Annotated in this window: 19 protein-coding genes and 1 other annotated feature; of the genes, 3 read left to right on the forward strand and 16 right to left on the reverse strand. The window is 49.9% G+C overall.

Translation table 11 applies throughout. The features are described from left to right. Positions 1-321 precede the first annotated feature (321 nt). The gene (locus AC4PME_RS12900; protein ID WP_491046368.1) at positions 322-1068 is read left to right on the forward strand and encodes a substrate-binding periplasmic protein; all 747 of its coding nucleotides are present in this window, start codon (positions 322-324) and stop codon (positions 1066-1068) included. Here the strand turns inward: AC4PME_RS12900 and hisIE are convergent. The 8 genes from hisIE to hisG are packed head-to-tail and all read right to left on the reverse strand — an operon-like array spanning position 1034 to position 8134. Then, complete coding sequence (hisIE, locus tag AC4PME_RS12905) at positions 1034-1654, reverse strand: bifunctional phosphoribosyl-AMP cyclohydrolase/phosphoribosyl-ATP diphosphatase HisIE (RefSeq protein WP_119501882.1); 621 nt, start codon at positions 1652-1654, stop codon at positions 1034-1036. The two genes, AC4PME_RS12900 and hisIE, sit on opposite strands and share 35 nt — an antisense overlap. A gap of 11 nt (positions 1655-1665) precedes the next feature. Continuing rightward, positions 1666-2451, reverse strand: a complete 786-nt coding sequence (gene hisF, locus AC4PME_RS12910; protein ID WP_119501881.1) for an imidazole glycerol phosphate synthase subunit HisF — start codon at positions 2449-2451, stop codon at positions 1666-1668. Continuing rightward, the gene (hisA, locus tag AC4PME_RS12915) at positions 2433-3170 is read right to left on the reverse strand and encodes a 1-(5-phosphoribosyl)-5-[(5-phosphoribosylamino)methylideneamino]imidazole-4-carboxamide isomerase (protein WP_491046367.1); all 738 of its coding nucleotides are present in this window, start codon (positions 3168-3170) and stop codon (positions 2433-2435) included. The genes hisF and hisA overlap by 19 nt, the downstream gene beginning before the upstream one ends. Then, positions 3170-3772, reverse strand: coding sequence for an imidazole glycerol phosphate synthase subunit HisH (gene hisH / locus AC4PME_RS12920; protein ID WP_119501879.1), 603 nt, complete (start codon positions 3770-3772; stop codon positions 3170-3172). The genes hisA and hisH overlap by 1 nt, the downstream gene beginning before the upstream one ends. After that, positions 3772-4842 carry a bifunctional histidinol-phosphatase/imidazoleglycerol-phosphate dehydratase HisB gene (gene hisB, locus AC4PME_RS12925; RefSeq protein ID WP_119501878.1) on the reverse strand — a complete coding sequence of 357 codons (1071 nt, stop codon included), beginning with the start codon at positions 4840-4842 and terminating at the stop codon, positions 3772-3774. The genes hisH and hisB overlap by 1 nt, the downstream gene beginning before the upstream one ends. Continuing rightward, a complete protein-coding gene (gene hisC, locus AC4PME_RS12930) occupies positions 4839-5921 on the reverse strand; it encodes a histidinol-phosphate transaminase (protein ID WP_119501877.1) in 1083 nt (360 codons plus the stop codon). The genes hisB and hisC overlap by 4 nt, the downstream gene beginning before the upstream one ends. Continuing rightward, complete coding sequence (gene hisD / locus AC4PME_RS12935) at positions 5918-7225, reverse strand: histidinol dehydrogenase (protein ID WP_491046366.1); 1308 nt, start codon at positions 7223-7225, stop codon at positions 5918-5920. Before hisD ends, hisC begins: the two co-directional genes overlap by 4 nt. 6 nt (positions 7226-7231) lie before the next feature. Next, complete coding sequence (gene hisG, locus AC4PME_RS12940) at positions 7232-8134, reverse strand: ATP phosphoribosyltransferase (protein WP_119501875.1); 903 nt, start codon at positions 8132-8134, stop codon at positions 7232-7234. A gap of 46 nt (positions 8135-8180) precedes the next feature. Next, positions 8181-8297: a sequence feature (His leader region), on the reverse strand. Positions 8298-8531: 234 nt separating this feature from the next. On the opposite strand from hisG, the gene AC4PME_RS12945 reads away from it, so the two are divergent. Both AC4PME_RS12945 and AC4PME_RS12950 read left to right on the forward strand, forming a co-directional pair. Next, positions 8532-8855, forward strand: coding sequence for a hypothetical protein (locus AC4PME_RS12945; RefSeq protein ID WP_491046365.1), 324 nt, complete (start codon positions 8532-8534; stop codon positions 8853-8855). A 109-nt stretch (positions 8856-8964) separates the two neighbouring features. Continuing rightward, a complete protein-coding gene (locus tag AC4PME_RS12950) occupies positions 8965-11682 on the forward strand; it encodes a M16 family metallopeptidase (RefSeq protein WP_491046364.1) in 2718 nt (905 codons plus the stop codon). Between the two features lie 165 nt (positions 11683-11847). Here AC4PME_RS12950 and arsB read toward each other — a convergent pair whose 3' ends face one another. From arsB to AC4PME_RS12990, 8 genes are all read right to left on the reverse strand, one after another. After that, the gene (gene arsB, locus AC4PME_RS12955; RefSeq protein WP_491046363.1) at positions 11848-12864 is read right to left on the reverse strand and encodes an ACR3 family arsenite efflux transporter; all 1017 of its coding nucleotides are present in this window, start codon (positions 12862-12864) and stop codon (positions 11848-11850) included. Between the two features lie 11 nt (positions 12865-12875). Continuing rightward, a complete protein-coding gene (gene arsH / locus AC4PME_RS12960) occupies positions 12876-13610 on the reverse strand; it encodes an arsenical resistance protein ArsH (RefSeq protein ID WP_491046362.1) in 735 nt (244 codons plus the stop codon). Next, on the reverse strand, positions 13610-14083 hold the full coding sequence (locus AC4PME_RS12965; RefSeq protein WP_491046361.1) for an arsenate reductase ArsC: 474 nt from the start codon (positions 14081-14083) through the stop codon (positions 13610-13612). Before AC4PME_RS12965 ends, arsH begins: the two co-directional genes overlap by 1 nt. A gap of 21 nt (positions 14084-14104) precedes the next feature. Further along, a complete protein-coding gene (locus AC4PME_RS12970; RefSeq protein WP_491046360.1) occupies positions 14105-14443 on the reverse strand; it encodes a metalloregulator ArsR/SmtB family transcription factor in 339 nt (112 codons plus the stop codon). A 125-nt stretch (positions 14444-14568) separates the two neighbouring features. Continuing rightward, the gene (locus AC4PME_RS12975) at positions 14569-15105 is read right to left on the reverse strand and encodes a nucleotidyltransferase family protein (RefSeq protein ID WP_491046359.1); all 537 of its coding nucleotides are present in this window, start codon (positions 15103-15105) and stop codon (positions 14569-14571) included. A 26-nt stretch (positions 15106-15131) separates the two neighbouring features. Further along, positions 15132-15698: a lipid-binding SYLF domain-containing protein gene (locus tag AC4PME_RS12980; RefSeq protein WP_491046379.1), complete on the reverse strand. Its 567-nt coding sequence runs from the start codon at positions 15696-15698 to the stop codon at positions 15132-15134. A 227-nt stretch (positions 15699-15925) separates the two neighbouring features. Next, positions 15926-17845 carry a methyl-accepting chemotaxis protein gene (locus AC4PME_RS12985; protein WP_491046358.1) on the reverse strand — a complete coding sequence of 640 codons (1920 nt, stop codon included), beginning with the start codon at positions 17843-17845 and terminating at the stop codon, positions 15926-15928. 189 nt (positions 17846-18034) lie between these two features. Next, positions 18035-18925, reverse strand: a complete 891-nt coding sequence (locus AC4PME_RS12990; RefSeq protein ID WP_491046357.1) for a TraB/GumN family protein — start codon at positions 18923-18925, stop codon at positions 18035-18037. Between the last annotated feature and the right edge of the window lie 34 nt (positions 18926-18959).

Below are 18959 nucleotides of genomic sequence, written 5' to 3' on the forward strand. Positions count from 1 at the left end.
AATGGTAGGTTCCATTGAACCGGAAGGGATGTAATACCAGTCTGCCACACCGGCGCGCACAAACAACATCAGGCCGATAAATATAAAAAAGGATTGATTGTCTTTCCAAATTCGCTTCAGTCCGGTTGGCTTGTCTTTCATAGTCATCCTCTGATAGTTAAAAACATTGCTGGTCTGAATGTCAGAGCTGTTGTCCGGTGAAATAGTTCATCCACAGATGTAACAAGGTATGAAAACGGTAGTAATCGGTCGGGTGTCATTTTTATTGATGATAAAGCATGATATCGTACGTTTTATAATCACTATTGGTACGGTTCAGGGATGCGTATCTCTTTTGTATTACTCTTGTTTTTGATTATCAGCCACCCTCTGCCCGCTCAAAGTACAGTTCTGCAGGTGGTGACAGAGTCATCGCCTCCTTATCACTACCTCAATAAATATGGCAGGGTAGACGGCGAGACTACGCACAAAGTAAAGGCTATCCTTGAGGCCGCCGGGGTAAAAGGAGAGTTTGCGTTATATCCCTGGGCCAGAAGTATCACAATGGCAGAACGTCAGGCCGGCACACTTATCTATTCCATTGCACGGACACCGGAGCGTGAAAAACAGTTTCACTGGCTGGCTGAAGTGTCGGCTTTTCATCTTGCCGTTGTTGGCCTCAAAAGCCAGCCTGTTGCAAACGGGGAACTAAAGCAGGGATATCTCACTAACTATACATTTGCTGTGCAACGGGACGACATCAGCTACCACTGGTTACAGCAACAGGGGTTCAGGGAAGGTCAGAACATGCTGGTATGTGCAGATATTCAGTGCTCGTGGGAGTATCTGTTGAGGGGGATGGTCGATTTTATCATCGAAGATCCTGCCCTGATTCCTGCAACGGCGAAGAAATTAAACGTGGACGGGGAGCAGCTCAATCCAATAATGGATATTCCCGAGCTTGCCGTGACCGGCTATCTGGCTGCCAGTAAAGACACGGATCACGCTGTTGTGTCGCAACTGAAAGAAGCGGCACAACAGCTGGGCATGGGGATTACTTCTGGTGACGGGCGCGTAGCACCGCAATGACATCTTTCATTGACATGTCGCTGGCCTGCAGCAGCACTGTCAGGTGATAAAGCAAGTCGGCCGCTTCGTTCTTCAGCTCTTCTTTATCCTGCACCGTTGCAGCAAGTGCAGTTTCCACGCCTTCTTCACCCACTTTTTGAGCGATGCGTTTAATGCCTTTGCTGTACAGTGAAGCGGTGTAACTGGACTCAGGGTCCGCATACTTACGCTCTGCCAGAACCCGTTCCAAATCACCCAGGAACGTATAAGCCGGCGCCTGATTATCGAACCAGCAGCTTTCCGTTCCTGTGTGGCAGGTCGGGCCTTTCGGGCGGGCTAGGATCAGTAAACTGTCGTTATCGCAATCGCTACCCACTTCAACAAGGTTCAGAACGTTGCCAGACTCTTCGCCCTTCATCCACAAACGCTGTTTAGAGCGGCTGAAAAAGGTGACTTTTTTCGAATCAAGAGTCGCTTCCAGCGCTTCCGGGTTCATGTAACCTTGCATCAGCACTTTGCCGGTTACGGCATCCTGCACGATAGCCGGAAGCAGGTTATCCATTTTATCCCACGCTAATTGCGTCAGATTGTCTTTAGTAATAATCATTAAATTGTTCCTTAACGGCCGTGACGGATACACATGGGAATAGCCTGAGACGCCAGGGTATCTTTCAGTTCGTGCATATCAATGATGCCCTTGTGAAACACCGACGCTGCCAGCGCGCCATCTACGTCTGCCTGCTTAAATACGTCGGTAAAGTGCTCAATAGCACCGGCACCGCCTGAAGCGATAAGTGGTACGTTACACACGTCACGCACGGCTTTCAGCTGTTCGATGTCGTAGCCCTTACGCACGCCGTCCTGATTCATACAGTTCAGTACGATTTCACCGGCACCGCGTGACTGCACTTCTTTAATCCAGTCGATGGTGTGCCACTGAGTTTGCTGAGTGCGGCTTTCGTCACCGGTAAACTTGTACACATCGTAACGACCATTCGCTTCGTTGTAGAAGCTGTCGATACCAATGACCACGCACTGCTGACCATAAATGTCGTGCAGCTCGTTGATGAGATCTGGGTTAGAAAGAGCTGGGGAATTAATGGAAATCTTGTCCGCGCCCATTTCTAAAATACGTCCGGCGTCTTCCACCGATTTAATGCCACCGGCTACGCAGAATGGAATATCGATGACCTGGGCAATACGGCTTACCCAGCTTTTATCGACAACACGTTGATCAGACGACGCGGTAATATCATAAAACACCAGTTCGTCGGCACCGGCTTTAGCGTACTGTTCTGCCAGTGGCACAATGTCGCCAATGATTTCATGGTTGCGGAACTGAACGCCTTTAACAACCTTACCGTCGCGTACGTCGAGACAGGGAATTATCCGTTTTGCCAGCATGCGATAGCCTCCTCAACGGTAAATTTACCTTCCAGCAGGGCGCGGCCTAAAATCACGCCGCCTACATTGGTAGGACGAAGAGCACGGATGTCATCCAAGCCGCCAATGCCGCCCGATGCTTGCCAGCTCACTTGCGGGAATTGGGCACATACGTCGGTGTATAAATCTACGTTGCTGCCTTGCAGGGTGCCGTCACGGCTGATGTCAGTACACAGCACGTGTTTTACGCCGACTTCCTGAAAATCTTTCAGCAGACCTTCCAGTGCCACGCCGGAGTCTTCCTGCCAGCCGTGGGTAGCAATCATTCGCTCACCGGCGTCGTTGATGTTTACATCCAGTGCCAGCACAATTTTTTCTGCACCGTACTTCTGCATCCAGCCTTTCACCAGTTCTGGCTGCTTTACTGCCAGAGAACCGATTACTACGCGGCTTACACCAGAATCTAACAGTTGGGCCACGTCTTCTTCGCTGCGAATACCGCCGCCAGCCTGAAACTTCATGCGTTGGGTATCGACCATTTTGCGGATAAGCGTAAGCTGTCGTTTGCTGGTGTCTTTGGCACCGGTGAGGTCGACAATGTGCAGCCACTCAGCACCCTGATCGGCGTAGTCATGTACCACGTCTACCGGATCTTTCTGGTACTGGGTTTTCTGGTTGTAGTCACCCTGGAACAGGCGCACCACGGCGCCGTCGATTAAATCAATTGCTGGAATAATCATTACATTTCCACAAAATTAGTCAGAAGTTGTGCGCCGGCTTCACCGCTTCGCTCGGGGTGGAACTGCACGCCGAAGAAGTTATTGCTGTGCAAGGCGGCAGAGAACGTTTGGCCGTATTCACAGGTGGCCAGGGTTTTGTCGTATACCGGCACGGCAAAGCTGTGCACAAAATAGAAATAGGTGTCAGCCGAAATGCCCTTGAACAGCGTGTTGCTCTCAAGCGGCGTTACCGTGTTCCAACCCATATGAGGCAGGCGTAACTCACCCGCTTGCAAGCGGGCAACATGACCCGGCATCAGGCCTAAACAGTCAATCTGACCGTTGCTGGTTTCATCCGAAGTTTCGACCATTAGCTGCATACCTAAACACACGCCGAGCACGGGTTGTTCCAGTGAACGAATGGTGTCGGTGAGGTTCTTGCCGTTAATGCTGCGCATGGCGGCATAAGCACTGCCCACGCCGGGCAGGAACACTTTGTCGGCGGCTTTGATGATGTCGAAATCATCAGATACATCCACCGTCACGCCCAGGCGCTCAAGGGCAAATTTCACCGACGAAATATTCGCACAACCGGTGTTAACAATAACAATCTTCTGCGCCATTACAGAGCTCCTTTACTGCTCGGCAAGGCATCGCCCTGACGGGTAATCGCCTGGCGTAATGCACGACCAAACACTTTGAACAGGCTCTCTACCTGGTGATGCGCGTTTCCTTCGCTGGTGGAAAGGTGCAGGGACAGGCCCATGCTTTGCGCCAGTGAATAAAAGAAGTGAGGTACCATTTCAGTGGCCATTTCGCCAACCTGATCGCGGCTGAACTCTGCATCCATTTTCAGGTAAGGGCGGTTAGAAATGTCCATGATGCACTCGGCACGACATTCATCCATAGGCAGTGCGAAACCAAAGCGACCAATGCCGCGCTTATCGCCCAACGCCTTTTTCAGCGCGTCGCCCAGGGCCAGTGCCGTGTCTTCCACGCTGTGGTGATCGTCGATGTGCAGATCGCCGTCAACCGACACCTGCATTTCAAAACCGCCATGGGTAGCAATCTGATCCAGCATGTGGTCGAAGAAACCCATTCCGGTGTGAATTTGTGATTTGGCCGTAGAGTCCAAATCCACCCGCACGCGGATATCGGTTTCAGACGTCTTACGCACCACTTCCGCAATGCGCGATGATGCCAGTAAGGCTTTTTCGATATCTTTCCAGTTGTTGGTTTCCGGATTGTACTGGAATGATTTGATGCCCATGTTTTCGGCCAGCTGCACATCAGTGATGCGATCGCCAATCACATAAGAACGGGTAAAGTCGATGCGGCCCTGTTGCAGGTAGTCTTTAACCAGCCCGAGGTTAGGCTTGCGGCAAGCACAATTTTCGTGGTCGAAGTGCGGACAAATCAGCACATCATCAAACGTGACACCCTGAGATTCGAAAATCGCCATCATCGCATTGTGCGGCTTGTCGAAATCTTCCTGCGGGAAGCTGTCAGTGCCTAAACCGTCCTGATTCGACACCATGACCAGTGAGAAACCGGCAGCTTTCAATTTTAGTAAAACAGGAATAACGTTTGGCTCAAATACCAGCTTTTCCAGGCTGTCTAATTGCTTATCTACCGGCGGCTCTTCAACCAGCGTACCGTCTCGATCGATAAATAAAATAGCTTGCTGACTCACTTGGAAGCTCCTGTCTGGGAAAAATAATCATTAATCAGCTGTAGCAGGCGGTCGTCCTGCTCCGGACTGCCGATGGTTACGCGCAGGCAGTTTTCCAGATTCAGCTGTTTGGACTGGTCGCGAATAAGCATGCCGCGCTCAACCAAATATGCCATAAGTTCTTTGCAGCGCGCATAACGGAACAGCACGTAGTTGGCTTTGGTGTCGCCCACCATTTCGAATGCTTCAAACGCATTCAGTGCTTCTGTGAGGCGGGCTTTCTCTGCGTTAAGAATATCGACTTGCGCATGCAGGCGACCGATGTTTTCTTCGCTAAGCGCCTCGGCAGCGATCTGCGCCACCGGATCCGGAATAGGATAAGGCGCAATCACTTTCATCAGCGCAGCAATCACATCGTCATTAGCAATGGTAAATCCACAGCGTAAACCAGCCAGCGCAAAAGCTTTGGAAAGGGTACGCAGGATCACCAGATTCGGGTAATCTGCCAGCTTGTTCGCCCAGGTGTTCTCTGCGTCAAACTCAATGTAGGCTTCGTCAACCACTACTAACGCTTTGTCAGTGAAGTGGCGCAGCACGGTGTCCAGATCCTGTTTAGCCACCTGTGTGCCGGTAGGATTATTTGGCGCACAGATGAACACCACGTTAACGTCGTCGTTGCTGCAAATAGCTTCCACATCGAGGCTGAAGTCGGCTTTTAATGGCGCCTTTTTCACGCCAATATCGCAGGTTTCTGCGCTTATCGCGTACATGCCGTAGGTGGGCGGACAAATCAGAATGCTGTCTTTACCCGGCGTACAGAACGTGCGGATAAGCAGTTCAATGCCTTCGTCGGCACCGCGGGTCACCATCAGCTGGCTTTTCGCGACACGGGCGTAAGCCGAATAACCGTTAATCACGCCGTCAGGCTGACAGGACGGATAACGGTTGAAGTGGCTGCTGTCCACGTCGTAGTGGTTAGCAAACGGCGATTCGTTGGCATTCAGCCAGTCCTGACCACCGGCGTAAAGGCGGCGCGCTGATTCATAAGGTTTCAGCGGGATCAGGTTGTCATTAATCAGATGGTCGACCAGACTGCTCATTGGTCATTCCCCTTTTCAAGCTCAGCCATACGCAGGGCAACAGCCTGTTCGTGGGCATCAAGTCCTTCTGCGCTGGCCAGCTTCATAATGGCCGGACCCAGATTACGCATGCCGTTGGCAGACAATTCCTGCACAGTAAAACGACGCATAAAATCAAGCAGACCTAAACTGGAATAGTTGCGCGCATAGCCATATGTTGGCAGCACATGGTTGGTGCCCGAGGCGTAATCGCCCGCAGATTCCGGTGACCATTGGCCAACAAAAATGGAACCGGCATATTTGATGTCGGTTAGTAGTTCACGGGCGTTGTCGGTCTGCACAATTAAGTGCTCCGGCGCGTAGGCGTTGCTTACCAATACTGCCTCGCTAATGTTACCGGTGAGGATATAGCGGGCATTTTCCATGGCCTGAGAAGCAATGCTGTTGCGGGACAGTTTCGCCAATTGCAATTCTACCTGCGCTTTAGTGGCTTCAATAAGCGCTTCACTGTCTGAAACCAGAATGGCCTGGGAATCCGGACCGTGTTCAGCCTGTGACAATAAATCCGAGGCCACAAACGCGGCATTGGCGTTGCCGTCAGCCAGTACCAGCACCTCTGAAGGACCGGCTGGCATATCGATAGCGGCACCGTCGGCGCGCTGACTGACCTGTTGTTTGGCTTCAGTCACAAAACTGTTGCCCGGGCCAAATATCTTGTCCACTTTAGCAATGCTTTCTGTACCAAACGCCATGGCGGCAATGGCCTGGGCTCCACCACAAAGGTAAATTTCTTCAATGCCACACAGTGAAGCTGCAAGAGCGATTTCCGGGGCGATTTCACCGGCCTGGTCAGGCGGTGTGCACAGCACTTTGCGTTCGCATCCGGCAACCAGCGCCGGTACGCCCAGCATCATCACGGTTGACGGTAACGGTGCACTACCGCCGGGAATATAAAGGCCGACAGCATCCAGCGCGGTAAAACGTTGCTCGCAGACTACGCCCGGCGTAGTCGTCAGGATAATATCCTGAGGTTTCTGCGCTTCGTGGAATTGTTTTACGTTGTTAAACGCAACCAGCAGGGCGTCTTTTACGTCGGTGGAAACCCGTGCTGCCAATTCGTCTCGTTTTGCAACAGAAAGGGGCAGGCTATTCAGTGAAGCACAGTCGAACTTCCGGGAGTATTCCAGTACCGCTGCATCGCCCTGTTGGCGTATCGCTGCGAGTATGTCTGCAACGGTCACCCGGAGACTGTCTGAGTTTTTCATTACCGGCCGGGCGAGGGCTTCTGTCTGCCCGGCAGGTGAAAGTGAGGACCAGTTGATCATGGCAGATTAACCCATCATTTTTTCAATTGGCATAACCAGAATAGAACGACAACCTAAGGATTTCAGTTTCTCCATGGTTTCCCAGAATAAGTCTTCAGGGCTGACCACGTGTACCGCTACCGCATCATCAGACCCGGCAAGAGGCAGTACCGTAGGGTTCTCAGCGCCTGGCAGTAAACTCTTTACTTGTTCCAGGTAGGCTTTCGGCGCGTGCAGCATGATGTACTTGCTTTCTTTGGCCTGAATGACGCCATCGATACGGGGCACAAGACGATTCACCAGCGCTTGTTTCTGCTCTGAAAGCGCACCGTCAGCACGTTGGATGAGCACCGCTTTTGAACGGAAAATAACGTCTTCTTCCACAAGACCGTTAGCTTCCAGTGTGGCACCGGTTGAAACCAGGTCACAAATCGCATCGGCCACACCGGCGCGGGGAGCAACTTCTACTGAGCCGGTCAGCATCACAGCGCGGGCATTGATATTATTTTCTTTGAAATAACGCTCAAGCAGGTAAGGGTAGGTCGTTGCTACTTTTTTACCTTCCAGAGACTGAATACCTTCGTATTTCATCTCCTGCGGTACCGCGATAGACAAACGGCAACCACCGTAATCCAGGCGACGCAGTACTTCAAAATCAGACGCTTTGCCGGCCGCCTGACGTTCCAGCATTTTCTCTTCTAATTCGTTTTCGCCGATAAAACCCAGGTCCACAATACCGTCCATGACCAGACCCGGAATATCGTCGTCACGTACGCGCAGTAAATCGATAGGCTCATTAGTGGAATGGGCGATGAGAAGGCGGTCACGGATGTATAATTTAATACCAATCGCTTTTAGCAGCGCGATGCTGTCATCGCTGAGACGGCCTGATTTCTGAACTGCAATACGCAGACGTTTGCTGTCACCCATGTGAACATTCCTCTTTGTGTGAACCTGATTTGAAGCTGCTTAAACGAAAAACCCCCGGAAGTTTCCTTCCGGGGGTCGAGAATTTTTTATCTGCGCCACTGGAAGGAACAATAGACCTTCCAGCACGAACCTGAAAGGTTATGCTTTATGATGGTGGTGATGGTTAGCAGCGCAATTAAACATGTAAAATTCGTTTCCAATCTTTTTGACGCGGCAAACAGTAGCTAATTGAGTGATCTAAATCAACCCCAAAAAGCCATAATAAGGGAATTATTATACTAAATGTTTGGTCATAAGTTATATCTTACTGTTCGAAACGGGTTAAAACCTGCGACAGTGAAATAAATGTCATCAAAAATGCGAATAATGGCGTGTTTTTATTTACGTGGAGGTGAGGGTGAGCAACGACCTTATTTTTCCTATTCTGCCGAGAGAGGGCAAGGTGCCGGTTAAACCGGATGACCGCGTAAAGAAAGTCAGTAAGGAAGCGGAAACCAAAGGCCTGGGTGAAGATGAGCGTTATGAGCATGACGAGGAGCGTCGTGTGGCTGAAAAGCAACAACGTGACAGCGGGCATCATCAGGATGATAAAGCGGAGCAACAAGCTGAAAATGCTAAAGAAAATCAGGGGGGCAGTTCCGGACACAAGGCAGACAACAGTCAGGAGCCCTCTTCAGACAATAAGGACAGTAAAATAAAGCATTTAGATATCTATATCTGATCCAATTTTGTCTGGTGTTCCGGTAAATATCCGCTAGTATGAAAATTAACCTGTAGGGCTTGCGCCGGTGATACAGGACAACTAACAATAAATACTACGGACAGATATTATGAAGAAATCACTGCTGCTGATTGCGATGGCAATTACGCATACCTGCCTGAATGCTGCGTCTTTAAACGTTGACGATCTGGCTATCCCTCATACCCGTTATCAACTGGACAATGGCCTGACGTTACTGGTCCACGAAGATCACAAAGCGCCCATTGTCGCGGTCTCTGTTTGGTACAACGTGGGATCTAAAGATGAGAAACCCGGTAAAACCGGCTTCGCTCACCTGTTTGAACACCTTATGTTTAACGGCTCGGAAAACTACGACGGCGAATACTTCAAGCCCTTTGAACAGGTAGGCGCCACCGATATGAACGGTACCACCTGGTTTGACCGCACCAACTACTTCCAGAATGTCCCGTCTACCGCCGTCGATCTTGCGTTGTGGATGGAATCTGATCGCATGGGGCATCTGCTTGGTGCCATCACACAGGAAAAGCTGGATAACCAGCGTGGCGTGGTACAGAACGAAAAGCGACAGGGCGACAACACGCCGTACCGTAAGGCTGAATACAGTTTACTGGAAGGCATTTTTCCTGAAGGACACCCGTATCGCTGGAGTACCATCGGCTCCATGGAAGATTTGAATGCTGCCAGTCTGGATGATGTGAAAGCCTGGTTTGAGCAGTACTACGGTGCTGCCAATACTGTTATTGTCCTCGCCGGTGATATCACGCCTGAAGTGGCAAAGCAGAAAGTGGAGCATTATTTTGGTGATATTCCTCCGGGACCGCCTTTAAAACGTCTGAAATCCTATGTGCCGGTTAAAGACTCCAACAGCTATGAGGAATTGTTCGACAAGGTGGCGGCTGAACGCATCTATCGGGTCTGGCCGGTAGCCGGACGGGTAGATGATGATACTGAAGCACTGGATGTGCTGGCCAAAGTGATGGGAGAAGGCAAAACCTCACGCTTGTATCAGCGCCTGGTGGAAAAAGAAAAGCTGGCAACCGGTATTGATGCGTATTTAGAAGAGCATACGCTGGCAAGTATCTTTACCCTGGAAGTGACGCTCGGTGCAAATGCTGATGAAGATAAAGTGTCTGCGATTATTGATGAAGAAATTGCCGCTCTGCTTGCCAAACCGGTAAGCAATCAGGAACTGGAAGGGGCGCGGATGCGCACGCTTTCCCGTACTATACGCGGTATGGAGAAGATTGGTGGCTTTGGCGGAAAGGCTAACGTTCTGGCAGAAGGCGAGTTATATGCCGGCGATTCAGACCACTATATGAAAAGCCTGAAACGCTATTCAGAGGCCACACCAAAGCAGCTCAATACCGTCGCTAAAAAATGGCTCGATCTTCCTTATCATCAGTTGATTGTCCGACCGTTTCCGAATTATGCAGCAAGTACAGAAGGGGCCGACCGCTCTGCATTACCGGAAGTGACAGAAATGCCCGTGCTGTCGTTCCCTGAGGCAGAGGAATTTACCCTGGATAACGGGTTGCAGGTCTATTTTGTTAAGCGTGATGCCGTGCCTGATGTTTCTCTGCGTATCGTGTTCGACAGTGGTTATGCCGCCGACGCATATGGCTATCCATTGGGTTCATCATCAATGACCATGCGCATGTTGGAAGAGGGCTCCGGTAAAATTGATGGTGAAGCTTACAAAACGAAAATGGATATGCTGGGCGCTGCCAGCTATTTTGGCGGCTCGCTGGACAGTTCTTATGCACATTTACAATCCCTTACCGCGAATTTAAAACCTGCATTGTCACTATTCAGCAGCGTGGTGAAAAATCCGGCCATGCGGGAAAGCGATCTGGAAAAACTGAAGCCGATCTGGCTGTCGGATATTGCCCAGGAAAAATCTCAGCCGGTACAACTGGCTGTCCGGGAGTTGCCGCCGTTGTTGTACGGAAAAGAGCATCCATATGGTATGCCGCTGACAGGTTCCGGCACCAGTGAGTCGGTCAGTGAAATATCCACCAAAATACTCAAAAACTTCCATAGCACCTGGATACGCCCTGACAATGCGAAAATCATTGTAGTGGGTGACATCGAAAAATCAGCACTCCAATCCATGCTGAATGACAGTCTGGGTGACTGGAAAGTCAGTGGTAAAGCCGGAGAAAAGAGCATTGTTGACGTACCGCAGGTGAAAGGCCGTACATTCTACCTGGCCGACCGTCCTGATTCTCCCCAGTCGCTTATACTGGCCGGTAAACTCATCCCGCCTGTATCAGATAAAAGCACACTGGCTATCGAAACGGCTAATGCCATTGTAGGCGGTAAATTTACCGCCCGCCTGAATATGAATTTGCGGGAAGATAAAGGCTGGGCTTACGGTGCACGCAGCCTTGCGATGACAACACTGGGGCAGCGTCCGTGGTTTGTGTACGCGCCGGTACAGAGTGACAAAACCGTCGAATCGGTTAACGAAATAGACCGCGAGATGAAAGAATACAATGGTGATAATCCGGCAACAGAAACGGAGCTGACCGAAACCGTTACGACTGAAATCCGTAAGTTACCGGGCTTATTTGAAACAAACGGTAGTGTGCTGTCAGAAATTGAGTCCAGTCTGAAAGAGGGTAAGCCGCTCAACTATCCTATGTTATTACAGCAGGAGTATGACAAGCTTACCCTGGAAGACGTGAGGGCGCAGTCCGGTTTGTTCACTACTGATAATGTCATTTATCTGATTGTGGGCGACGCTGCACTTTACAAGGACGAACTGGAGACAATGGGTAAAGTGGTGATGCTGGAAATAGAGTAAGCTCCCGTCCGGCAACAAACCGGTGGTGCCCCGGAAGCGCTCTGAAATTCAGCGCTATGAACATAAATGCTTGAACGTTAACGCTCTGAATTAAAAACGAAAGGCCCGCTCTATATAGAGCGGGCCTTTTTGTTATTCGCAATCGCGGGTGGCGCCATGTATTAGTTAGTCAAACCAGTGCCGTGTTCTGTTTGCGAAGCCTACCAGCGACAGCATCACAGGCACCTCTACCAGCACGCCGACTACAGTAGCCAGTGCGGCTCCCGAGTGGAGACCAAACAAAGAAATTGCCACAGCAACAGCCAGTTCAAAGAAGTTTGACGTGCCAATCATGCATGCCGGGGCGGCAACATTGTGGGGCAATCCCATTCGCTTAGCCAGCCAGTAAGCCAGAAAGAAAATGCCGTAGGTCTGAATAAGCAGCGGTATGGCAATTAATACAATGGCCTGCGGATCTGCAATGATAGTTTCAGACTGAAAGCCGAATAGCAGTACGACGGTAGCCAGCAACCCGATAATTGACCAGGGCTTCATGGTGGTAAGAAATTGTGTCAGGCGCTGGTGGTTGTCCTTACTGTCCAGTACTTTTCGTGTAATCACACCGGCTACAAGAGGGATCACAACGTACAGCACTACAGATAACAGCAGCGTGTTCCAGGGAACAGTAATATCGGTAACGCCCAGCAGAAATGCCGCTAATGGCGCAAAGGCGAAAATCATGATGATATCGTTCACGGAAACCTGGACGAGGGTATAGTTGGCATCACCCTTTGTGAGCTGACTCCACACAAACACCATAGCTGTGCAGGGGGCCACACCAAGAAGGATCATACCGGCTATGTATTCGCCCGCTGTTTGCGGATCGACCCAGTCTGCAAAGATGCCTTTAAAGAACAGCCAGCCCAGAAAAGCCATAGAAAAAGGCTTAAGCAACCAGTTGATGATAAGGGTCAGAACCAGGCCTTTTGGTTTCTTTCCTACATCTTTAACCGAGGTGAAATCTACCTGCACCATCATCGGGTAAATCATCAGCCAGATGAGTACGGCGATAACCAGATTAACATGTGCATATTCAAGCCCTGCTACAGTAGCAAACAAGTCCGGAAACAAACTGCCTGCAAGCAAGCCTGTAACAATGGCAAGTGCAACCCAGACCGAGAGGAAGCGTTCAAATAATCCCATGGTTCAATATCCTAAATCGATTTTTGATTAACGCGCTTGCTCAGTGCCTCTGCAGTTTCCACCCGCTCAGAGTAGCGATCGACAAAAAAGTCTTTATTGCCACGAAGCAGCAGGGTGAATTTCATTAACTCTTCCATCACATCCACGATGCGGTTGTAGAACGGGGAAGGTTTCATGCGGCCGTCTTCTTCAAATTCGAGGAAGGCTTTGGGTACCGACGACTGATTAGGTATGGTAACCATACGCATCCAGCGACCCAGAATTCGCATCTGATTGACCGTATTAAATGACTGCGAACCACCGCAGACCTGCATCAGCGCCAGCGTTTTACCCTGAGTAGGGCGGACACCGCCGATATTTAACGGCACCCAGTCTATCTGACTTTTGAAAATGCTGGTCATGGCACCGTGACGCTCCGGCGAGCACCACACCTGACCTTCTGACCACATCATTAATTCACGAAGTTCTTTCACTTTCGGATGATGTTCATCACCGGTGTCGGCTTGCGGTAAACCTTCCGGATTAAAAATACGTGTTTCCGCCCCCATGGCGGTAAGCAAACGGGCGGCTTCTTCTACAGCAAGGCGGCTGAACGAACGATCACGCAGGGAACCGTATAGAAGTAATATTCGCGGCTTATGTTCAGAGGCGCCCGGCAAACAGGCATCAAAAACCGGTGTTTGCCAGTGTGAAGTATCGATATTGGGCAAATCAGAAGCAGGGGATTCCCCGGACTCTTTTGACATCAGTGTTGCACTCCTAAATCCGTGAGAGCCTTGCGCAGGGCTTCAGTATCGCCTGCTTTTTCAGCAATGGTCAGCAACTGTTTTGCTCTTTCTTCAATGATGCGGATGCAGCTTAAGAACGCTGTGCGGATCTCTTCAGTGGTGCCACTTTCTTTTGATGGATCCGACAGGCCCCAGTGAACTTTTATACTGTTACCGAACCAGACCGGGCAGGTCTCACCCGCTGCTGAGTCACATACCGTAATGACAACATCAGCGCTGAAGTCTTCGAATTCGTCCCATGACTGGCTTTGCAAGCCTGCTGTACTGTAGCCGGATTCTTCCAGATATTTCACAGACAGCGGGTGTACTTCACCTACCGGCTGGCTGCCGGCGCTGCGCGCTTCAATGATGCCGCGGCCAATCTGGTTGGTGATAGCTTCGCTAAGGATACTCCGGCACCGGTTGTGGGTGCAGATAAACAGAATTTTCATAAGTGTATTCCGGTTAAAAATTTAATTACAACAATCGTTGCCGTTAAGCTGGCATTGCTTAAAAGTCGCCAATAACGCTTCGAAGTCTTCGGTGTTACTTTCACTGGCGCTGGCAATGACAGATTTTGCCCATGCCGGCAGGTCGGGATGAAGGCGGTAGTACACCCATTTGCCACGGCGTTCATCCAGCAAAATGTTGCATTTACGTAGTGATGCCAGGTGACGGGATGTCTTGGGCTGATCCAATTTCAGGGTTTCCATCAGCTCGCACACGCAGGCTTCACCAAACGTGTGGATAAGCACAACGGATTTCAGCCGGGTATCGTCGGCCAGACATTTAAACAGTTGCAGCGCATTCATAAGTTAATACATGTGAAATAGTACATATGTGAAATTTCACATGTTTAAGGGTGAGAGTCAATGACAGTTTTGTGAAGTTTTCACCGGGATAAGAAAGAAAGGAAGGGCAAGAGCGCGAAAAGACGTTACCGCTGAATCTGCCCGTGTTGCACTTTCAGCTCCGGCCACTCAGCCAGCCACGATTTATTTTTTACCCGTGAATCAAAGGTTGCCTGTGCTGCCAGCGGGTTGCGGGTGATGGTATTGTTGTAGTTGTGACCTAATCCATAAGCACTGAATACTTCGATATTTCCGTTGTGAAGTCTGGCTGCGACAGTAGTTTCAATTTCAATCCAGTGTGAAACCGCATCCGGGGTACTGCTGAATGGCGGGCGTTCATGTTTGTCATGCATGCGTGCCTGGTTACGGACTTCCCAGTTCAGTACCGGCATGATGGTGTTCAACCGGCCTGTGTGCATGGTTTCGGCTTCGACAGAAACGTTGTCACTATCGAAGTACACCACATCCACGTCATTAAGGGGAGTAGGGATACTGCGCCGGTGAGTGTGATCCCAGATGAGGTTTCTGATGAATCCGGCGCCAATCCAGCAGTCCGGTAGCGATAAGGCCGCTACGGCTTGCAGAGCTGCATACCGTAACGGATCGTCCTTTAATAGCTGCACGGTTAAATCGCGCAGCGCGGTTTCATTTAGTTGAGTTGTTTGTCTGGCCAGAATTTGGTGCCTTTTACCGAGGCCTGCAGAGCAAGACCGGATTCCGTCATTGTGTAAACGGTAATATCACCTAAATAACCTTCACCTTCAACCGACATGCCTTTTTGACCAGCTTTTGCTGTGGCATCTGCGTTACCCCCTGCGGTCCAGCCGTTCTCAATAAAGTAGTTAATGGCTTTTTGAGAATGAAACACCAGCACAATGCGATAATCTTTTGCTCCGATCCCCAGTCCCACGCCGCCCTCGGCCATATTCATATATGTCTGGTGGCCGGTTGTGTTGTTGTTAACTACACCATAACCGGTGCCGGCTGAAACAAAGATAATATTCACATTCGCATTGCTGAAAACGGCATAGCCGGGCGCTGTTTCTATTTGCGCTTTTACATCGGGTTTTTCTTTGTAGAGTTTCGCCAGCGCCACATCCTGCATGGTTAGTATGGCGTCCCGTTTTTCAGCAACGGTGCCACTGCCCATGGAAGCGCAGCCTGATACCAGCATCAGTAAACCGGCAGCGAACACAATACGTTTGGTTTTTATCATTCTAATCAGATTTATCATGCTATTACTCCTGTAAGAACCTGTCTGAATGCAGACAAGGCAATAAGCAACTTCAGATCTGACAGAACAAAGCAATTAGCGTGCTTAGTTTTATAAAGTCTTTTTATTCAATGTGTTATGTGTGATTCGGGAAGGATGTAGCCGGAAAGGAAAGGGGGCGATGGCGCAATTTACAGACACTCGTCCGCAAATTGCGCCAAACTTGATCATCAGAAGCGGTAACGTCTCAGTTGCTCCCGCATTTGTTCAATCTGCTCAACCAGTGCTTCACAGTTATCAGATACCTCGCGGGCATGTTGCTCATTTTCACTACCAACCTGTTGAATGCTGTTCAGTCGTTTGGATACATCCTGCGATACTGCGGCCTGCTGTGTGGCCATCGATGCGGTTTCCTGATTCAGGGAAGTAATTGTTGCGACGGCGGAAAGGGCTTTTTGTAACGTCTCTCCGGCTTTTTGTGTCACTTCCACGGTGGCAAATGCATTGTCTTTATTCGACTGCATGCGCTCAGACGCATCGCGGCTGCCTTGTTGCAGGCGTTCAATCATGACGCGGATTTCTTCAGTAGAGCTTTGGGTACGGCTTGCCAGTGAGCGAACTTCATCTGCGACCACCGCAAAGCCCCGGCCCTGTTCCCCGGCACGGGCGGCCTCAATGGCAGCATTCAGAGCCAGCAAATTGGTTTGTTCGGCAATATTGCGGATAACATCCATGACACCACTGATTTCCTCACTGGAGCGGGCCAGATCGGTAATTACCTGTACAGAGGCATCCACTTCCCGGGCCTGTTTCTCTATGTCTTTAATAGTCGCTTTCAGCACATTAACGCTGTTACGGGTGTCAGCGTCGGCCGCATTTGCAGCATCGCTGGCATGATGGATATTTACTGAGACGGCTTCTGCGCTTTGTTGCAGCTCAGTGATGGCACTGGTGATCGCACTGGTTTCGTCAGATAAGGATTTCACGGTTTTCTGTGCGCTGGAGGCTGTTCTGTTCAGCACCTGTGATTTGGACTGCATAGCCTGAGTGGCACTGTCGACGTTTTGTAACGTGGACTGCAGTTGTGCCAGTAATTTATTGAAGGCCTGTGCCATGCGGCCAAATTCATCATTCTTTTTGTTTTCAAAGCGGAAAGTCAGATCGCCTTCACCGCCGGACAAACTGGTGACAACCTGATTAAACTCATCCAGAGGCTGACCCACATAACGTTTCACCAGGATAACCAGACTGATAAGAATAATGCCACTCGCCACCAATACTTTAATCAGCAAAACGAAAAGCGCTGTGCTGAGCATGGACGTTTTCTCACTGTTCGATTCCGCCAGCAAGATGTCGTAGCCCCAGCGGCTGAATGGCACAACGGTAAGATTCCATTTGTCGTCTCCGGAGAGGGCGGCTTTGACGTCACTTTCGTTCACATGAGAAGAATGCATACGTACATTGCCTTTTGCATCACGCAGGGCAACGAACCCTTTTTCCAGTATATGACTGCGGGCGATGGCTTCTTCCAGCAGTTTTAAATCAGCGGAGTACCCCACATACCAGATGCCGACAACCTGACTGGCGTTATTGAACATGGGTTCATAACCGGTCAGATAAGGATTGCCGAGAATATCTACTTCACCGTAATAGGCTTCGCCATTTTTGATTTTCGCCATGGCTTTGCCCTGAGGGGCGAGTTTTGTTCCAATTGCGCGTTGACCGTCTTTAATCACATTTGTACTGACGCGGATGTAGTCATCACCCCGGCGACTGAATAATGTTGCCGTGCCGCCCATGATGCTGGTTAGCCCGTCAACCAGAGTAAAATCATTCGCCTGCGGTTTTTCGCCCAGTAAAAGCTGCGTGGAAAGCGTTTCTTTCACCATCACATCGCCAGCCTGTGAGGGTGTTCCCAATGCTGCGCCCCGTTGCTTTAATAACGCCATACTGCTTTTTACCCGTTCACTCATCAGTGAATCGGTGACTGTGAAAATATCCAGCAAGCGCTTAGATGTCTGATCTATTTGTGTCTGGATCTGATGGTCAATATCAGATTTGATGGATACGGAAGTTACTATACCTACAATGACAGTAAATACCGCTATCACAATGGAAATGGCGATGAGAAATCTTCGCTTTATGGACATGCAAACTCCGTTAAAACAGTCGGACGCTTAAACTTTCCGGACAGTACCGGCTGCAGAGGCGACCTGAATACAAGTCGCTCTGGTTAACTGGCATATTTTGTTGATTTAAGCGTAGTTTAAAATTTCAGAACAGTGATGATTATTTTGTCTGAAATCATCTTTACGCTTACATATATCGGCGGGTAATACTTATTTGTTAACTTTAATGACGGAATAACCTTCACTTTCAAGCATGGCGATAACCCCTTCGGCACCGGCCATATGCATGGTGCCAACCAGTACAAACTCTGTTTCCGGCGTGGTCAGGTACTCTTCAATGTGCGGGAGCCATGCTTTATTTCTGTTCGTCAGCATTTCATCGTACACCTCAGGATAGTCTGTTTTGAAGCTTTCCATGCTGTCGTTATACAGTGCCTGCATGTCTCCGGTCAGCCAGTTTTCCTTCATCGGTTCCAGTGAGTCATTCATGGTTTCTAACTCTTCCAGGGTGTAGCGGATGTAGGCATCTTCGTCGCCTTCACTCAGTCCGGCCAGCATCATTAACTGCTGCTCAGGCGTTTCAAACCAGCCTACAGGCTTCTGGTCTTCCGTCGCGCGGGCGAAAAAGTATTTGTCGACGCCCTGACTGGTTAAGCCTGCCCGCTGCATTTCCAGCATAGAAAGCGATATACCAAGAAATGATGCCTTCATCTTGCTTACCTGAGCTACCGGAATACCTCTTTCAGAGAGCCAGTCAGACAGCATACTGAATGTTTCTTCAGATAAATCATCTTTGATTGTGCGTCCGTCCTGATAAGTCATCAGTTGTAATGTTTTACGGGTGAAATCCGGCGTATCCAGCGCATCCAGATTGGTTTCGAATATGACTTTACCGGATGCTTTGTAAGCGATGTCATATTCTGCCGGTAGCGGATAGTCCTGCGGGCTGAGGATATGCAGTGTGCCACCGAGATAGACGGTATTCCCGTTCTTGCTCACCTCCCAGACGGATGCTGAGAAAGCAGTGAGCGGCGTGGCCATACCCCATAAAGCCACTGCGGCTATAAAACCCTTTTTTAATCCGGTGAAGGCTGTTCGCATAATACTGAGTCCTTTGCTACGATTCCTCTCATAA

Source organism: Alteromonas sp., assembly GCF_984505615.1.